The organism is Alphaproteobacteria bacterium (assembly GCA_030740435.1).
Lineage (GTDB): Bacteria > Pseudomonadota > Alphaproteobacteria > UBA2966 > UBA2966.
This window is the reverse complement of the sequence record JASLXG010000139.1, coordinates 1-15,589: the sequence shown is the minus strand read 5'-3', so window position 1 is coordinate 15,589 and position 15,589 is coordinate 1. Positions and strand designations below refer to the sequence as shown.

The 15,589-nt window shown below is 68.6% G+C and carries 11 protein-coding genes and 1 pseudogene; 9 read left to right on the top strand and 3 right to left on the bottom strand.

Going from position 1 to position 15,589, the window contains the following annotated elements; translation table 11 throughout:
- Positions 1–47 precede the first annotated feature (47 nt).
- The 6 genes from QGG75_14390 (at position 48) to QGG75_14365 (ending at position 6,581) form a co-directional block, all read left to right on the top strand.
- Positions 48–533, top strand: a complete 486-nt coding sequence (locus tag QGG75_14390) for a thioesterase family protein (GenBank protein ID MDP6068421.1) — start codon at positions 48–50, stop codon at positions 531–533.
- Positions 534–632: 99 nt separating this feature from the next.
- Positions 633–1,112, top strand: a complete 480-nt coding sequence (locus tag QGG75_14385) for a pentapeptide repeat-containing protein (GenBank protein MDP6068420.1) — start codon at positions 633–635, stop codon at positions 1,110–1,112.
- Complete coding sequence (locus QGG75_14380; protein ID MDP6068419.1) at positions 1,103–1,507, top strand: hypothetical protein; 405 nt, start codon at positions 1,103–1,105, stop codon at positions 1,505–1,507. The genes QGG75_14385 and QGG75_14380 overlap by 10 nt, the downstream gene beginning before the upstream one ends.
- Positions 1,497–3,278 carry a chloride channel protein gene (locus tag QGG75_14375; protein MDP6068418.1) on the top strand — a complete coding sequence of 594 codons (1,782 nt, stop codon included), beginning with the start codon at positions 1,497–1,499 and terminating at the stop codon, positions 3,276–3,278. The genes QGG75_14380 and QGG75_14375 overlap by 11 nt, the downstream gene beginning before the upstream one ends.
- Positions 3,279–3,321: 43 nt before the next feature.
- Positions 3,322–5,598, top strand: a complete 2,277-nt coding sequence (locus tag QGG75_14370; GenBank protein MDP6068417.1) for a UvrD-helicase domain-containing protein — start codon at positions 3,322–3,324, stop codon at positions 5,596–5,598.
- Positions 5,598–6,581: a 50S ribosomal protein L11 methyltransferase gene (locus QGG75_14365; GenBank protein ID MDP6068416.1), complete on the top strand. Its 984-nt coding sequence runs from the start codon at positions 5,598–5,600 to the stop codon at positions 6,579–6,581. Before QGG75_14370 ends, QGG75_14365 begins: the two co-directional genes overlap by 1 nt.
- A gap of 222 nt (positions 6,582–6,803) precedes the next feature.
- Here QGG75_14365 and QGG75_14360 read toward each other — a convergent pair whose 3' ends face one another.
- The gene (locus tag QGG75_14360) at positions 6,804–7,046 is read right to left on the bottom strand and encodes a DUF1127 domain-containing protein (protein MDP6068415.1); all 243 of its coding nucleotides are present in this window, start codon (positions 7,044–7,046) and stop codon (positions 6,804–6,806) included.
- A gap of 217 nt (positions 7,047–7,263) precedes the next feature.
- Here QGG75_14360 and QGG75_14355 point away from each other — a divergent pair, with 217 nt between their 5' ends.
- Positions 7,264–9,069 (top strand): aminopeptidase P family protein, encoded by a 1,806-nt coding sequence (locus tag QGG75_14355; GenBank protein ID MDP6068414.1) that lies wholly within the window; start codon positions 7,264–7,266, stop codon positions 9,067–9,069.
- Position 9,070: 1 nt separating this feature from the next.
- Here the strand turns inward: QGG75_14355 and ligA are convergent, their stop codons facing one another.
- A complete protein-coding gene (ligA, locus tag QGG75_14350) occupies positions 9,071–11,170 on the bottom strand; it encodes an NAD-dependent DNA ligase LigA (GenBank protein MDP6068413.1) in 2,100 nt (699 codons plus the stop codon).
- Positions 11,171–11,178: 8 nt separating this feature from the next.
- Positions 11,179–12,837 (bottom strand): DNA repair protein RecN, encoded by a 1,659-nt coding sequence (gene recN, locus QGG75_14345; GenBank protein ID MDP6068412.1) that lies wholly within the window; start codon positions 12,835–12,837, stop codon positions 11,179–11,181.
- A gap of 117 nt (positions 12,838–12,954) precedes the next feature.
- On the opposite strand from recN, the gene QGG75_14340 reads away from it, so the two are divergent.
- Together QGG75_14340 and QGG75_14335 are read left to right on the top strand one after the other, a co-directional pair.
- Entirely contained in the window at positions 12,955–14,184 is a 1,230-nt protein-coding gene (locus QGG75_14340; protein MDP6068411.1) for a beta-ketoacyl-[acyl-carrier-protein] synthase family protein, read from the top strand.
- 17 nt (positions 14,185–14,201) lie between these two features.
- Positions 14,202–15,589: pseudogene (locus tag QGG75_14335) on the top strand (class I adenylate-forming enzyme family protein).

Genomic DNA, 15,589 nt, shown 5'->3' with positions numbered 1-15,589 from the left:
CCAGGGCGTCTTGCAAATGGCCTGCGCCCTTGCTCTAGTGACCCGCCATGACCATCGACGCACCGCTGCAGATCCACGAAGAATCCGTGTTGCCGGAGTGGATCGACTACAATGGCCACATGAACGTGGCCTATTACGTGCTGGCCTTCGATCACGCCACCGATGCCTGGTTCGATCTCTTGGGCCTTGGCGAGAAATACCTCGAGGCGACCAATTGCTCGATCTTTCAGGTCGAATGCCACGTCAATTATTTCCAAGAGGTGACGGCAGGCGCGCCACTGCGGTTCGAGTTGCAATTATTCGATTTCGATGCCAAGCGCATGCATTACCTCTGCCGCATGTATCACCGCGACGAGGGATTTCTCTCGGCCAGTTGCGAATGGATGGCGCTGCACGTAGACCTGGGGGCGCGGCGCTCGGCACCCCTGCCGGCGGCCACCCTGGCCAAGCTCGACGAGATCAAGATCGCCCACGCTGAACTGGACCGGCCCGAACAGGCTTGTGCCCGCATCGGCATCGTGCGCAAGGCGTGACGACGGCCCTTTGCCGGCGGCCCGATTCGTCCTAGCCTTGGGGCAGTCGTGGATCGTTGGGAAAGCACTGTGCGGATTAGGAAAATAAATCTCTTTGTCATGCAGCTGCTGGCGCTGGCTTGCTTGCAGGCCGGCGCCGCGCTAGCCGCCTGCACCGATCCGGCGCGGCCGAGCGTCGACTGGCGGCGCTGCTATGCCGACGAACGGCGGCTGCCCGGCGTCGACCTCTCGGGTGCCATGCTGCGCGAGACCCGTTTTGTCCGGGCCGATCTTTCGGGCGCCAATTTCTCGGGCGCCAACGCCCACCGGGCCAAGTTCGTCAGCGCCAACGTCGCCCGGGCACGCTTCGACAACGCCCGCCTGACCGAGACCGATTTCACCAAGGCCGATCTGACGGGCGCCAGTTTTCAGGGCGCCGACCTGCGCCGGGCGCGCCTCTTTCGCGCCAAGCTGCGCGGCGCCGACCTCACGGGCGCCCACATGACCGGGGCCGATTTGCTCAACGCCGATCTCTCGGGAGCCACCTGGATAGACGGCAAGACGACCTGCGCCGAGGGCTCGAACGGGCAATGCAACTGAGCCCAAACCAGAACGGCATCCAGGAACCCGACTGCGCCAACTGCCATGGGCTGTGCTGCGACGCCCCGGCTTTCGACTGGCCGCACTACAAGAAGTCGGCCGGTGCGCCCTGTCGCAACCTCGACGACGATTTCCGCTGCACCATGTGGTCGCGCCTCGAGGCCGAGGGCTACAGCGAATGCCGCAGCTTCACCTGTTACGGTGCCGGCCAGATGATCGCCGCCGCCGTGGCCCGCGAGACCGAGCGCACCTGGCGCGATAACGCCGAGGTCGCCGGCATCGAGCTGCGGAACTTCCAGGAGCTCTACGGCCGGCTCTATGCCCAGGTCCGCGGCACGCCACCGCCCGTCGGCATCACCGGTGAAGTTGCCCCCGGGGATAGTCATGAAGATTAGCGGTCGCGCCTTGAGGCGGCGCTTTTTGGTCCGCTGGTTCCGCTTCTGGCGCAACGACCAGGTCGTGCTGTCGCTGCTTGCCATCCTGGCCGGTGCCGCCGCGGCCTATGCCGCCATCGGCTTTCGCCTGGCGCTGCAGGGTGTGCAGTACCTGTTCTATGGTTTTTCGTCGGAGCGCGTACACACGCTGGCCAGCCAGCTCGACTGGTGGCACCTGTTGCTGGCGCCGACCGTGGGGGGGCTTTTGATCGGCCTATTCCTGCGCTACGTCATGCCCGGCCGTCAGGCCCAGGGCGTGGCCCAGGTGATCGAGGCCGGGGCGCTTTCGGGCGGCCGCATGTCACTCAACCAGGGACTGGCGGCGGTAGCCGTGTCGGCGGCCTCGCTGGGCGTCGGCGCCAGTGCCGGGCGCGAGGGGCCGATGGTGCATTTCGGTGCCGTGCTGGCCTCGGCCATCGCGCGGCGCACCCACCTCAGCCCCTCCTTGGCGCTGACGCTGCTGGGCTGCGGCGTGGCCGCGGCCGTGGCGGCGTCCTTCAACGCCCCCATCGCCGGCGTCTTCTTCGCCCTCGAGGTGGTCATCGGGCACTACGCGCTGCACGCCTTTTCGCCCATCGTCATCGCCTCGGTCGTCGGCACCATCGTGTCCAGGCTGCACCTTGGCGATTTTCCCGCCTTCATCGTGCCGGAATATAGCATCGCCTCGTTCCTCGAGTTCCCCGCCTTCCTCTTGCTCGGTCTGGTCTGCGCCACGGTGGCGCTCATTTTCATGTGGAGCATCATGGTGGCCACGGACGTGGCCGAACGTTCCCAAACACCGATCTGGCTGCGCCCGGCCGTCGGCGGCCTGCTGGTGGGCGCCATCGCGATCTTTTTTCCCCAGGTCCTGGGCGTCGGCTACGAGGCCACGGACGGGGCCCTGAAGGCGGCCTTTCCGCTCTGGCTGTTGATCGCCCTGGTGGTGGCCAAGACCACGGCCACGGCGATCACGCTGGGCTCGGGCTTCGGCGGCGGTGTCTTCAGCCCGTCGCTCTTTATCGGCGCCATGACCGGTGCCGCCTTCGGCCTGGTGGCGGCGGCCGTGCGGCCCGATTTGGCCAGCAGCCCCGGGCTCTACGCCATGGTCGGCATGGGGGCAGTGGCGGGGCCGGTGCTGGGGGCGCCCATTTCGACCATTCTCATCGTCTTCGAACTCACAGGCGACTATGGCGTCACCGTGGCCACCATGATCTCCGTCTCGGTGGCCAGCGTCGTGGTCCACGAGGTGCTGGGCAAGTCCTTCTTCATCTGGCTCCTGGAACGCCGCGGCTTGAGCATCAAGGGCGGCCGCGCCCGCCAGCTCCTGCGCTCGGCCCGGGCTCGCGACCTGATGAGCGCGGAATTCGTGACCATCTCCGAAAGCGCCACCATGACCTCGATCCGCCGGCACTTCCAGAACTCGCCCGAGACCGGCTTCTTCGTCATCGACGACGAGGGCCGCCTCTCGGGCACGCTGTCCTTCGCCGACGTAAAAGACGTGGCCTTCGAGGCCGGCCTCGACGACCTCATCAACGCCCGTGACGCGGCCCGCGCCAACCCCGCCTATGTCGAGGCCAGCGATAATCTGGAACGAGCGCTGGCCCTGATGGAAGCCAGTGGCGACGATCACCTGGCCGTGGTCGACAACATCGCCGACCGCCACGTCATCGGCATCCTGCACCACCGCACCGTGCTGCGCGAATACAACCGCGCGCTTCTGAAAGCCCACGACGAGGAGCACGACAACGTTTAGTCGGCGATCAGCCGGCGCCCGTCCGTGCTATATGTCGTTAGTCATGACTGATCCCTTCGACCTTGCCGAATATGAGCCCGAGCCGGAACCGGCGGCGCCGGCTGCCGCCGCCCCGCCGCCCTACATCGCGGCCCTCAACGAGCCGCAACGCCAAGCCGTCGAGGCCACCGAGGGGCCGGTGCTGGTGCTGGCCGGGGCCGGTACGGGCAAGACTCGGGCCCTGACCACGCGGCTCGCCCATATCCTGTTTTGTGGCCTGGCCCGGCCCGGCGAGGTGCTGGCGGTGACCTTCACCAACAAGGCGGCGATCGAGATGAAGGGCCGCATCGAGGGCCTGCTGAGACGGCCGGTGGAAAGCCTTTGGCTCGGCACCTTCCACGCCATGGCGGCGCGCATACTGCGCCGCCACGCCGAACTGGTGGGGCTTCAGTCCAACTTCACCATCCTCGATACCGACGACCAGGTGCGGCTCATGAAACAGGTCATCAGTGCCGCCGATGTCGACGAAAAGCAGTGGCCGGCACGGGTCTTGGCCATCATCATCGGGCGCTGGAAGGACCGCGGCCTGAGCCCGGAAAAGCTGGCTGCCGACGACGGCGGCGACTTCGCCTATGGCAAGGCGCCGGCCCTTTACACTGCCTACCAGCAGCGCCTGACGACCCTGAATGCTGCCGATTTCGGCGATCTTTTGCTGCACTGCCTGACGATTTTCACCCGCCACCCCGAGGTGTTGACCCAATACCAGGAACGCTTCCGCTACCTGCTGGTCGACGAATACCAGGACGCCAACGTGGCCCAGTACCTGTGGCTGCGCCTGTTGGCGCAGAAGCACCGCAATATTTGCTGCGTCGGCGACGACGATCAGTCGATCTACGGCTGGCGCGGTGCCGAGGTCGGCAACATCCTGCGCTTCGAGCGCGACTTTCCCGGCGCCCAGGTCATCCGCCTGGAGCAGAACTACCGCTCGACGCCGCACATTCTGGCCGTCGCCGCCGGCCTCATCGCCCACAACGCGGGACGCCTGGGCAAGACGCTGTGGACCGAGGCCAGCGAGGGCGACCGTGTGGTGGTACGCAGCGTCTGGGACGGCGAGGACGAAGCCCGCGTGGTGGGCGAAGAGATCGAGGCCCGGCAGCGCGAGCACCAGAGCCTTGACGGCATCGCCATCCTGGTGCGGGCGGCCTTTCAGATGCGCGAGTTCGAGGACCGATTCCTGACGCTGGGCCTGCCCTACCGGGTGATCGGCGGCCTCAGGTTCTATGAGCGCCGCGAGATCCGCGACGCCAACGCCTATTTCCGCCTGGTCGTGCAGCCCCACGACGATCTCGCCTTCGAGCGCATCGTCAATAACCCCAAACGCGGCCTCGGCGACGCCACCATGCGGGCGCTGCACGGTCTGGCCCGGGCTCGTGGCGTGTCGCTCGACCAGGCCGCCCGCGAGGTCGTGACGACGGATGAATTGCGGCCCCAGGCGCGGCGCTCGCTGGCCGGATTCCTGGAATCGCTGGAGCGCTGGCGCCGCCGCCTGGGTGAGCTCAGCCATGTCGAGGTGGCCGAACTGGTGCTCGACGAATCGGGCTACACCGCCATGTGGCAGCACGACAAGGCGCCCGACGCACCGGGGCGCTTGGAGAACCTCAAGGAGCTGATCCACGCCCTGGAGGAGTTCGAGAGCCTGGAGAGCTTTCTCGAACACGTCAGCCTGGTGATGGAAAACACAGAGGCCAGCGACAACGACAAGGTCAACATCATGACGCTGCACGCCGCCAAGGGCCTGGAATTCGACTGCGTCTTCCTGCCCGGCTGGGAGGAGGAACTGCTGCCCCACCAACGCGCCCTCGATGAAGGCGGCACGAAGGCCTTGGAGGAAGAACGCCGCCTGGCCCACGTCGGTCTGACCCGGGCGCGACGCTGGGTGCAGCTGAGCTTCGCCGCCAACCGCCGCGTCTACAACCAGTGGCGCTCCTGCCTGCCCTCGCGCTTCATCGACGAGCTGCCGCCCGAGCACCTCGAGCTGCGCTCCGATACCGGTTTCCACGCCGGCCGTGCCGAGGCCGAGGAGACCAGCTTCTTCGCCACCACGGGTGGCGGGCCGAGGCCATACGATCCCGCCGCCACCTCGGGCGGCCTGATCGTCGAGGGCCGGGCCGAACGGCTGCCCGTGCGCCAGGCCACGGCCGCCTTCAACACCGGTGACCGCGTCTTCCACCAGAAATTCGGCTACGGCCGGGTCATGGCGGTCGAAGGCAACCGGTTGCAGGTGGACTTCGACAAGGCCGGCACCAAGAAGGTCGTCGACAGCTTCGTCAGTCCGGCCTGATGGCGCCCAGCGATAGCGGGGGCGGGCTCTGGCAGGTCGATGTGACGGTTGCCGCGGCGGCCGTCGAGGCCGTCGAGGCGGCGCTGGCGAGTGCCCTGGAAGCGGCTGAAATCGAGGGCGCCTGGCCCGGTGCCGGCGTTTCGATCTCGAGCTTCGAAGTCGAGCCCGGGCGGTGGCAGGTCAGCGCCCTGTCCGAGCAACGGCCGCAACGCCGCCGGCTGGCGGCGGCGCTGGCGGCGCTGCCGGGCCGGAGGTTCGAATTCAGCCTCTCCCTCCTGGCGGCCGAGGACTGGGTCAAGCGCGCCCTGGCCAGCCACCAGCCGGTGCGGGCCGGGCGCTTTCGCATCCGCGGCAGCCACCACACCGTGGCCAGCGATGACGCCGTCACCGATTTGGTGATCGACCTGGGCCCGGCCTTCGGCACCGGCGGTCATGCCAGTACGCTGGGTTGCCTGCTGGCCCTCGACGGCCTGGCCGGCGGCCAGCACTTTTCCCGGCCCCTGGACCTGGGCTGTGGCAGCGGCATCTTGGCCCTGGCCATGGCCCGCACCTGGGCCCGGCCGGTGCTGGCCGTCGACATTGACGCCGGCGCCGTGGCCATCGCCCGCGACAACGCCGATCTGAACGGGGTTGGCGGCTTGGTGAGATGCCTCAATGCCGACGGCTTCGGCCACGCCGAGGTGCGGCGTGGTGCCCCTTATGACCTGATCGTGGCCAACATCCTGGCCCAGCCGCTAAAAGCTCTGGCCGCCGATCTGGCGGCCCACCTGGGGCGGCGGGCGAGTGTGGTGCTGTCGGGTTTGTTGCAGCGCCAGGAAGGCGGCGTCATCGCCGCCTACCTGCGGGCCGGGCTCAGCCTGCGGCGGCGCTACCGGCTGGAGGGCTGGAGCACGTTGGTACTTGTACCAACGAGTTTTGTTAGACCCTCACCGGGCGCGCGCTCCGCGCGCTTGGCCTCCGCCCCCGTGCCGGGGGCGGCTTAGCGCGGCCGCCGTTTGTTCCTTTTTCTGCTTGGTCCTTTTGTGCAACGGGAGCGACCGGGACCCGCCGCTACTGCGGTGCCCCCGCGGAGGCAGCGGAGCGTAGCGGAGCCGCCGTGAGCGACAAAAGCCAACGGGAGCAACGCGACCCGCCGCTACTGCGGCGCGCCCGCGCAGGCTGCGGACCGCAGGTCCGCCGCCGTGAGCGACAAAAAGCGACCCGCGCTACTTGCGCGGATCGTACCAGTCGCCCCGGACCACCGCCCCGATGTCGGCACGATTGAGGCCGATGTCCCGCAGCATGCGATCGTCGAGTACCATCAGTTCCTGATAGGCGAGATGGCGGTGGTAGCGGTTGCGGACGACAGTTTTGAGCGTCCTCAGGGTGCCACCAATGTGCTCGACGACGGTGGCAATCAGGCCGCCGTGGTGGCCGGGCGTGTGGCCGTAATAGGTGGAAGTGGTCATGTTCTCGTTCCTTGCATTCGGGGGAGCGCCCGCAGCCCTCTGGTTGTTCTCTGGATATTGCGCTGCACAATGGCCTTTTCAAGCTTTTGGAGGGGGTTTTGGGGTGATGATTTTGCACCGCAGCAATGCCGATTCCGCATGCCTGAAGGAGATCCGTGCGGGACCCAATCAAGGCTTCCGATTGCGGCCCGGGCCGGCACCGGCGCATAATTCGGCGATGAGAAAGCAGAACAAGAAGCCCCCCGAGGGGGTCTCCGAGGAGCGCTTGCGGGCCTTGCGCGCGGAATTGGCCGGACGGGGTTTGCAGGGTTTTTTGGTGCCCCGGGCCGATGAACACGGGGGAGAATACATTCCGCCCCATGCCCGGCGGCTGGAATGGCTCACCGGTTTCAGCGGCTCGGCCGGCCTGGCGGTGGTGCTGGCGGAGCAGGCCGCGGTTTTTGTCGACGGCCGTTATACGCTGCAACTGCGCCAGCAGACGGACGCCCGGCTTTATCAGCTCCGCCACTTGATCGACGCGCCGCCGGGCGAATGGATCGGGCAGCACCTGGCGGCCGGCCGGCTGGGCTATGACCCCTGGCTGCACAGCGAGCGCGCCGTCGAAGGCTTAGTCAAATCTTGCGCCGAGGCCGGCGGCGAACTGGTGGCAACAGCCGACAATCCCCTAGATGCCATTTGGCCCGACCGGCCAGGGCCGCCGGCCGAACCCATGGTGCCCCACGAGGAGCGCTTCGCCGGCGAAAGCGCCGCTGCCAAGCGTCAGCGCCTGGCGGCCGAGCTGGAGCAAGAGGACCTGGCGGCAGCGGTGCTGACGGCGCCCGATTCGATCGCCTGGCTGTTGAACCTGCGGGGCGGCGACGTGGCGCACACGCCCTTGCCGCTATCGTTTGCCATCCTGCATGCGGACGGCGAGGTCGAGCTCTTCGCGGTGCAGGAAAAGCTCGGGCCGGAGAGCCGCAGCCACCTGGGCAACGGCGTGCGCCCGCGGCCGCCGGCCGAACTGGCGGCCGGCCTGGCGGCGCTGGCCGGTCAAAACGTGCGCGTCGATGCCACCAGCGCCGCCGCCTGGATCTTCCAGCAACTGCGCCAGGCCGGCGCCGAGATAAAGCCCGGCCCCGACCCCTGCCAGTTGCCCAAGGCCTGCAAGAACGATGTCGAACTGGCCGGCATGCGGAGCTGCCACCGCCGTGATGGCGTGGCGTTGGTGCATTTTCTGGCCTGGCTCGAGGCCGAGGCACCGGGCCGCGGCATCGACGAGCTGAGCGCCGCCCGGCGGCTGCAGGCCTGGCGCGCCGGGGGCGAGCATTTCCGCGGCCTCTCCTTCGACACCATCTCGGCCGCCGGGGCCAACGGCGCCATCGTCCACTACCGGGTGAGCCCGGCCAGCAACCGCCGGCTCGAGGCCGGCAGCCTTTATCTGGTCGATTCCGGGGCCCAGTACCTCGACGGCACCACCGACGTCACCCGCACCGTGGCCATCGGCCGGCCCGAGGCCGAGATGCGGGCCTGCTTCACGCACGTGCTCAAGGGCCACATCGCCCTGGCCCGGGCGCGCTTTCCCGCCGGCACCACGGGGGCCCAGCTCGACTCGTTGGCGCGCGGCCCGCTATGGCGGGCCGGGCTCGACTACGACCACGGCACAGGCCACGGCGTGGGCTGCTATCTCGGCGTCCACGAGGGGCCCCAGCGCATCGCCAAAACCGGCAGCGCGACGCCGCTCAGGCCCGGCATGATCGTTTCCAACGAGCCCGGTTATTACCGCCCCGGCGCCTTCGGCATCCGCATCGAAAACCTGCTGGCCGTGGTCGAAATCGCCGGCGATTATCCCGAGGGCAAATCGTATCTCGGGTTCGAGACCCTGACCCGGGCGCCCATCGACCGCCGCCTGATCGAGGCTGAGTTGCTGAATTCCGAGGAGACGGCCTGGCTCGACGCCTACCACGCCGAGGTGCTGGCCGAGATCGCGCCGTTGCTGGATACGGCCACGGCCGAGTGGCTAGCCGGGGCCTGCGCGCCGATATAGCTTATTCGCCGCTGAGCTCGCGCCACTGGGCTTCGTCGAGCACCTCGAGCCCTAGCTCGCGGGCCTTTTTCTCCTTCGAGCCGGATCCGGGGCCGGCCACCACGTAGTCGGTCTTCTTGGAGACCGAGCCCGCCACCTTGGCGCCCAGGGCCTCGGCCCGGGCCTTGGCTTCGGCCCGTGACATGGTCTCCAGCGTGCCGGTGAAGACGACGGTGCGGCCGGCCAGGGGCGATGAGCCCGTCGGTGCCTCGGCGTCGATGATGGTGAGAACGCCACGCAGCTCGGCGATGATCTTCTGGTTGTGGGGCTCATTCATGAAGCCCGTCAGCACGGCAGCGATCTCGGGGCCGATGCCGTCGATGTTCTCCAGCCCGGCCAGGGCCTCGCCTTCGGGCTCCCTGACGGCCTCGTCGAGCATGGCGAAAAAGGCCTCGGCGTTTTCGTAGGTGCGGGCCAGCAGGCGGGCATTGGCCTGGCCGATGCGGCGGATGCCCAACGCGAAAATAAAGCGCTCGAGGCCGATCTCGCGCTTGGCCTCGATGGCGGCGAAGAGGTTCGCGGCGGAGAGTTCGCCCCAGCCCTCGCGCTCGGCCAGCGGCGGCTCCAGCCTGGCGTTGCGGTTCGCCAGGGTGAACAGCTCGGCCGGCTCGCGCACCAGGCCGTCACGCCAGAAGGCAGCCACTTGCTTGGCACCCAGGCCCTCGATGTCGAAGGCGTTGCGGCTGACGAAATGCCTGAGCCGTTCCACCGCCTGGGCCGGGCAAAGCAGTCCGCCGCTGCAGCGCCGCACCACCTCGCCCTCGGGTCGCAAGGCGGGGCTTTGGCATTCCGGGCAGATTTCGGGAAAGACGAAGGATTTGCTGTCGGAGGGCCGCTTTCCGATGACCACGCGCACCACCTGGGGAATCACGTCGCCGGCGCGTTGCACCACCACGGTGTCACCCGGACGTACGTCCTTGCGCGCGATCTCGTCCTCGTTGTGCAGTGTCGCATTGGTCACCGTGACGCCACCCACGGTGACGGGTTCGAGCCGGGCCACCGGTGTCAGCGCCCCGGTGCGCCCGACCTGAATCTCGATTTCGTGCAGTTTGGTCTCGGCCTGTTGGGCCGGGAATTTGTGGGCGATGGCCCAGCGCGGCGCCCGGCTGACCACGCCCAGGCGATCCTGCCAGTCGAGCCGGTCGACCTTGTAGACGACGCCGTCGAGCTCAAAGTCAAGATCGGCCCGGCTTTGCTCGAGGTGGGCGTAGTGGGCCAGCAGCGCCTTGAGGTCGTGGCACAACACGGCCGGTTCGTTGAGTCTGAATCCCCAGTTCTCGAGCTCTCTCCGGGCCTCGCTGATGGTCTCGGCGAAGGGCGCCGAGAGCAACCCCCAGGCGTAGGCGAAAAAACTCAGCGGCCGTTCCGCCGTCACCGCTGGATCGAGCTGGCGCAAACTGCCGGCGGCGGCGTTGCGGGGGTTGGCGTAGGGCGGTTTTCCGGTTTCTTCCTGAGCCTGGTTGAGGGCCACAAAATCCTGCTTGCCGAGGAAGACCTCACCGCGGATTTCCATCTCGGCCGGCCAGCCGCTGCCCGAGAGTTGCTGGGGCACGTCGGCGATGGTTCTGAGATTCCGCGTCACGTCCTCGCCGTTTTCGCCGTCACCGCGAGTGGCGCCCTGAACCAGGACACCGCCCTGGTAATAGAGCGAGGCCGAGAGGCCATCGATCTTGGGTTCAGCCAGCAGCGCCACCGGCTCGGCCTCGTCGAGAGCCAAAAAGCGCCGCAAGCGGCCGATGAAATCGGCCACTTCGGCCGCTCCGAAGGCGTTTTCCAGCGACAACATGGCCTGGCGGTGGCGCACCTTGGCGAAGCCCGAGGCGGCGGTCGCACCGACGCGGTCGCTGGGGCTGTCGGGGCGTTTGAGTTCGGGAAATCGGGCTTCGATGGCGGCGTTGCGCCGGCGCAGCGCGTCGTAGTCGGAGTCGCTGATGGTGGGGTCGTCGTCCTGGTAATAGCGCCGGTCGTGGGCGGCGATCTCGGTCGCCAAATCGGCCAGCTCGCCGGCCGCCTCCAGGGGGCCGAGATCCTCGGCGGCAATCTCGGGCCGCTTGGCCGCCATGCCCGGCGCTACTCGCTGGCCATCAGGCTTTGGGCCGCGGCCCGGGCCTCGTCGGTGACCTCGGCCCCGGCCAGCATGCGCGCCAGTTCCTCGCGCCGCGCCGGGGCGTCGAGCTCGATCAGCGTGGCCACGGCCTGTTCGCCGTTCGACTGCTTGCCCACCCGCCAGTGGTGGCTGCCCTGCGCCGCCACCTGGGGCGAATGGGTGACCACGAGGACTTGCAGGTTTTCCGCCAGGCGCGCCAGGCGGGCGCCGATGGCGTCGGCGGTGGCGCCGCCGACGCCGCGGTCGATCTCGTCGAAGATCAGCGTCGGCGCCGAACGCACGCCGGCGAGGGCGACCTTGAGGGCGAGCAGAAAGCGGCTCAGCTCGCCACCCGAGGCGATGCGCGAAAGCGGTCCCGGCGGCTGGCCCGGGTTGGTCGAAACCTCGAAGCCGACGCGATCGCTGCCCTCGGGCCCCCAGGCCGTCTCGTCCAGGCTCTCGAGCGCCGTCGTGAAAGTGGCGCGCTCCAGCTTCAGGGGGGCAAGCTCGGCGGCCACGGCGCCGTCAAGGCGCGCGGCGGCGGCGCGTCGGCTCGCGGACAGGCGCTCGGCGGCGCTGCCATAGGCCTGGTGGGCCGTGGCGGCGGCCTGGCGCAGGCGTTCGATCTCGGCCTCGCCGCCGTCGATGGCGGCCAGGCGGGTGGCGAACTCGGCAGCCAGCGCCGGCAGTTCGTCGACCGTCACGCGGTGCTTGCGGGCTGCCGTGCGCAGGCCGTGCAGGCGGTCCTCGAGCTTGGCCAGCGCCGTCGGGTCGGCATCGAGCTGACCCGCCGCGTCGTCGAGCAGGGCCGCCGCCTCGGCCGTCTCGAGGGCCGCCCGGCCCAGCCCGGCCAGGCTTTCGTCAAGTTGCCCGGCGGCCCGCTCGGCCACCCGTTCGAGGCTGCGTTCGGCGCTGCGCAAGCGGCCGGCGGCGCCGCCCTCGCCGCTCAGTTCCTGGCGCGCGGCCTCGAGCGCCTCGGCGATCTGGGCACCGTGCTTGAGCAGGCTCTGGCGGCTGGTCAACTCGGCCTCCTCGCCAGGCTGGGGATCGAGGGCCGTGAGCTCGTCGAGCACGTGGCGGGTGTAGTCCTCGTCGTCACGGGCGCTGGCCAGCGCTGCCTCGGCCGCCGCCAGGGTCTGGCGGCTCTGGCTCAAGGTCTGCCAGGCCGCCCCGACGTCGGCCAAATCGGCGCCGGCGTACAAATCGAGAAGGCGCCGGTGGCTGGCCGTGTCGAGCAGCCCGACCGCTTCGTGCTGGCCCTGGATTTCGACCAGGGTGGCACCGATACGGCGCAGCAGTGCACCGCTGACGGGCTGGTCGTTAATGAAGGCGCGGCTGCGCCCGTCGGCTGCAACCACGCGGCGCAGCAGCAAGCGGTCGTCGGCCTCGAGGCCCTGCTCGGCCAGTAGCTCGAGCGCCGCATGGCCGGGCGCCACGACGAATTCCGCGGTCGCCTGGCCGCGCTCGCAATGGGGCCGCACCAGGGCCGACTGGGCGCGGTCGCCGAGGCACAGCCCCAGCGCATCCAAAAGGATCGACTTGCCGGTTCCGGTCTCGCCCGTGAGCACGCAAAGTCCGGCGCGGAATTCCACCTCGAGACGATCGATGATGACGATGTCGCGGATCGTTAGCGCCAGAAGCATCGGCCATTCCGGACGGGTATTGCACGACGGGGCGGCGGCATTCACATAGCGCCGATTCGCCACTATTCTATTCCCCGAGGGGTGGTAGGGGCAAAAAAACCATATCGGGAGGCTGCTTTGGAAAACATTGCCATTACCGGCCTGGGTGTGATGTCTTCGCTGGGTCACAGCGTCGAGGAATTTTGCCAAAACCTGTCGGCCGCCCGTGTTGCCGTCGGGCCGACGCCCTGGAACAATGAGCCGGGCCTGGAGAACGCCTGGATGTCGCGGGTCGAGAATTTCCGAGCCCAGGACTGGATGGACGAGCGCGTCGCCGCCGGCACCGACCGCTTCGCTCAGTACGCCATTGCCGCCGCGGTGCAGGCGGTGGAGGCCTCGGGTATTGCCGAGCTCGACGCCGAGCGCACGGCCGTGGTCGTCGGCACCTCGTGCGCCGGCGTCGAGAGCATCGCCGAATCGCAACGCGGCCTTGATCTCGAGGGCCCGTCGGGAGTCTCGCGAAAATTGCAGATCCAGGCCTGGCCCAACATGGCGGCGGGGCAGATCGCACTGCGCTGGGGGTTGCACGGGCCGCTGCTCACGGTCTCGACGGCTTGTGCCTCGTCGATCGACGCCATGGGCGTGGCGGCGCGCTTGATCGAGCGCGGCGAGGCCGATGTCGCCATCGCCGGCGGTTGCGACGCCGCCCGCACCCAGGTGACACTGATCGCCGCCGGGCTCTACGGCATGTTCCAGCCCCAGCCCGATCCTCTCAAGGCCTGCCGCCCCTTCAACACCGAACGCTTCGGCGTCATGGGCGGCGAGGGCGCCGGCATGGTGATCCTCGAACGCGCAGATCGGGCCCAAGCCCGCGGCGCCACCATCCACGGCTACTTGCGCGGCTATGCCTGCCTCTCGGACGGCTACCACCCCTCGTCCTCGCACCCCGACGGGCGCTGGGAGAGCCGCACCATGGAGCTGGCCATTGCCGATGCCGGCCTGCCCGGGGGGGCCGGCGACATCGACGCCCTGATCGCCCACGGCACCGGCACGCAGGTCGGCGACACGGCCGAGATCCGCGCCATCAACCGGGTCTTTGGCGAGCGCGAAAAGCCGCTACGCGTGGCTTCCATCAAGGGCCATGTCGGCCACACCGCCGGCGCCGCCGGGGTCATGGGCCTGCTGGCCGGGCTGCACAGCATGAACGAGGCGGCCCTGGTGCCCACGGCGGGTACCACCGAGATCGATCCCGAGGCCGAATTCGAGGTCGTCATCGGCCAACCGGCGGCTGGGCCCATCGCCGCCGTGCAGGTCAACGGCTTCGGCTTCGGCGGTCAGAACGCCTCGCTGGTGGTGACCCGGAACTGAGCCGCGGGCAGGCTGGGATGGCCGAAATAAGGGTGGACAATCTGGGCTACCTGGGGGCGGCCGAGGCGCGGCGCCGGCCCGACAAGGTGGCGATCATCGAACTGGCCGGCGAGGCCGTGCGCCGGCGCAGCCATGGCGAGCTGCAGCGCCGCTTCGACCAAGTGGCGGCACTGCTGCAGGAATTGGGCCTGAAGCCTGGCGAGCGCTTCGCGATCTGCGTCGGCAACCGCCTGGAATACATCGAGATCGTCATCGGGGCGATGCGCAGCGGCGTCGTGCCGGTGCCGGTCAACAATCGCCTGGGGGCCGAGACCATCGCCTTCATTATCAATGATTCGGGCGCCCGGGCGGCCTTCGTCGAGCCCAGCGTCAGCCCCGCAGCCCTGGCCGCGGTGGTCGAGGCCGGGCTGGAGCTGCGTATCAGCGTCGGTCAGGCCGCAGAGGGCTGGCAGGACTTCGAGATCTTGATGGCGGCGGCTCCGGCCTTCACGCCGCTGGACGTGGGCGGCGACGACATCCTCATGCAGCCCTACACCTCGGGTTCCACCGGCCGGCCCAAGGGGGTGCCGCTGAGCCACGCCGGCCAGGCCTGGAATCTGGAGGCCTGCGCCAGCCAGTTCGAACCCGTGTTCAGCGGCCAGGCCCGTGCGCTCACCGCCAACCCGCTCTACCACAAGAACGCCTTCTCGGGCGTGGTCAAGCCGATGCTGCGGCTGGGTGCCTCGATGGTCATCATGCAAAGCTTCGAGCCCCGTGCCTTCCTGCGGGCACTGGCCGAACAGCGCTGCAGCTATACTATCACTGTGCCCTCGATCTTCGCGCTGTTGCTCGAGCACCGCGACGTCGTCGAAAGTTGCGACTATGGCGCCCTCAAGGGCTTGCTGGTGGGCTCGGCGCCGTGTCTGCCGTGGCTGCTGTAGGCCGTCGAGGAGGCCTTCGGCGTGCCCGTCTACCAGGGCTACGGCCTGACCGAGGCCGGCCCCATTTCACACGGCGTCAAGCTTTCCGGGCCGCGCCCGCCGCACTCGAGCTGCGGCACCCCGGTGCCCGGCTGCGATACCAAACTCATCGACGAGAACGGCGCCGAGCACGCTTCCTTCGGCGAGCTCTGGATGAAAAGCCCGGGCGTCACGCCTGGCTACCACAACCTGCCCGAGGTCAACCGCCAGCGCATCGTCGACGGCTGGCTGCGCACCGGCGATCTCTTCGAGATCGACGCCCAGGGCTTTTTCCATTTCAAGGGCCGCACCGACGACATGTTCCAGTGCGGCGGCGAAAGCGTCTATCCCATCGAGGTCGAGAACTTGCTGCTGCGCCATCCCGACGTGGCCAACGTCTGTGTCGTCTCGGTGCCCCACGACATCAAGGGCGAAGTGCCGGTGGCCATGGTGGTGAGGGTGGCCGG

What these genes read in the sequence shown, in the direction of transcription:
- QGG75_14390 (MDP6068421.1), top strand. Translation starts at nt 48, where the DNA reads ATGACCATCGACGCACCGCTGCAGATCCACGAAGAATCCGTGTTGCCG.
- QGG75_14355 (MDP6068414.1), top strand. Translation starts at nt 7,264, where the DNA reads ATGAGAAAGCAGAACAAGAAGCCCCCCGAGGGGGTCTCCGAGGAGCGC.
- QGG75_14375 (MDP6068418.1), top strand. Translation starts at nt 1,497, where the DNA reads ATGAAGATTAGCGGTCGCGCCTTGAGGCGGCGCTTTTTGGTCCGCTGG.
- QGG75_14360 (MDP6068415.1), bottom strand. Translation starts at nt 7,046, where the DNA reads ATGACCACTTCCACCTATTACGGCCACACGCCCGGCCACCACGGCGGC.
- QGG75_14380 (MDP6068419.1), top strand. Translation starts at nt 1,103, where the DNA reads ATGCAACTGAGCCCAAACCAGAACGGCATCCAGGAACCCGACTGCGCC.
- ligA (MDP6068413.1), bottom strand. Translation starts at nt 11,170, where the DNA reads ATGGCGGCCAAGCGGCCCGAGATTGCCGCCGAGGATCTCGGCCCCCTG.
- QGG75_14365 (MDP6068416.1), top strand. Translation starts at nt 5,598, where the DNA reads ATGGCGCCCAGCGATAGCGGGGGCGGGCTCTGGCAGGTCGATGTGACG.
- recN (MDP6068412.1), bottom strand. Translation starts at nt 12,837, where the DNA reads ATGCTTCTGGCGCTAACGATCCGCGACATCGTCATCATCGATCGTCTC.
- QGG75_14385 (MDP6068420.1), top strand. Translation starts at nt 633, where the DNA reads ATGCAGCTGCTGGCGCTGGCTTGCTTGCAGGCCGGCGCCGCGCTAGCC.
- QGG75_14370 (MDP6068417.1), top strand. Translation starts at nt 3,322, where the DNA reads ATGACTGATCCCTTCGACCTTGCCGAATATGAGCCCGAGCCGGAACCG.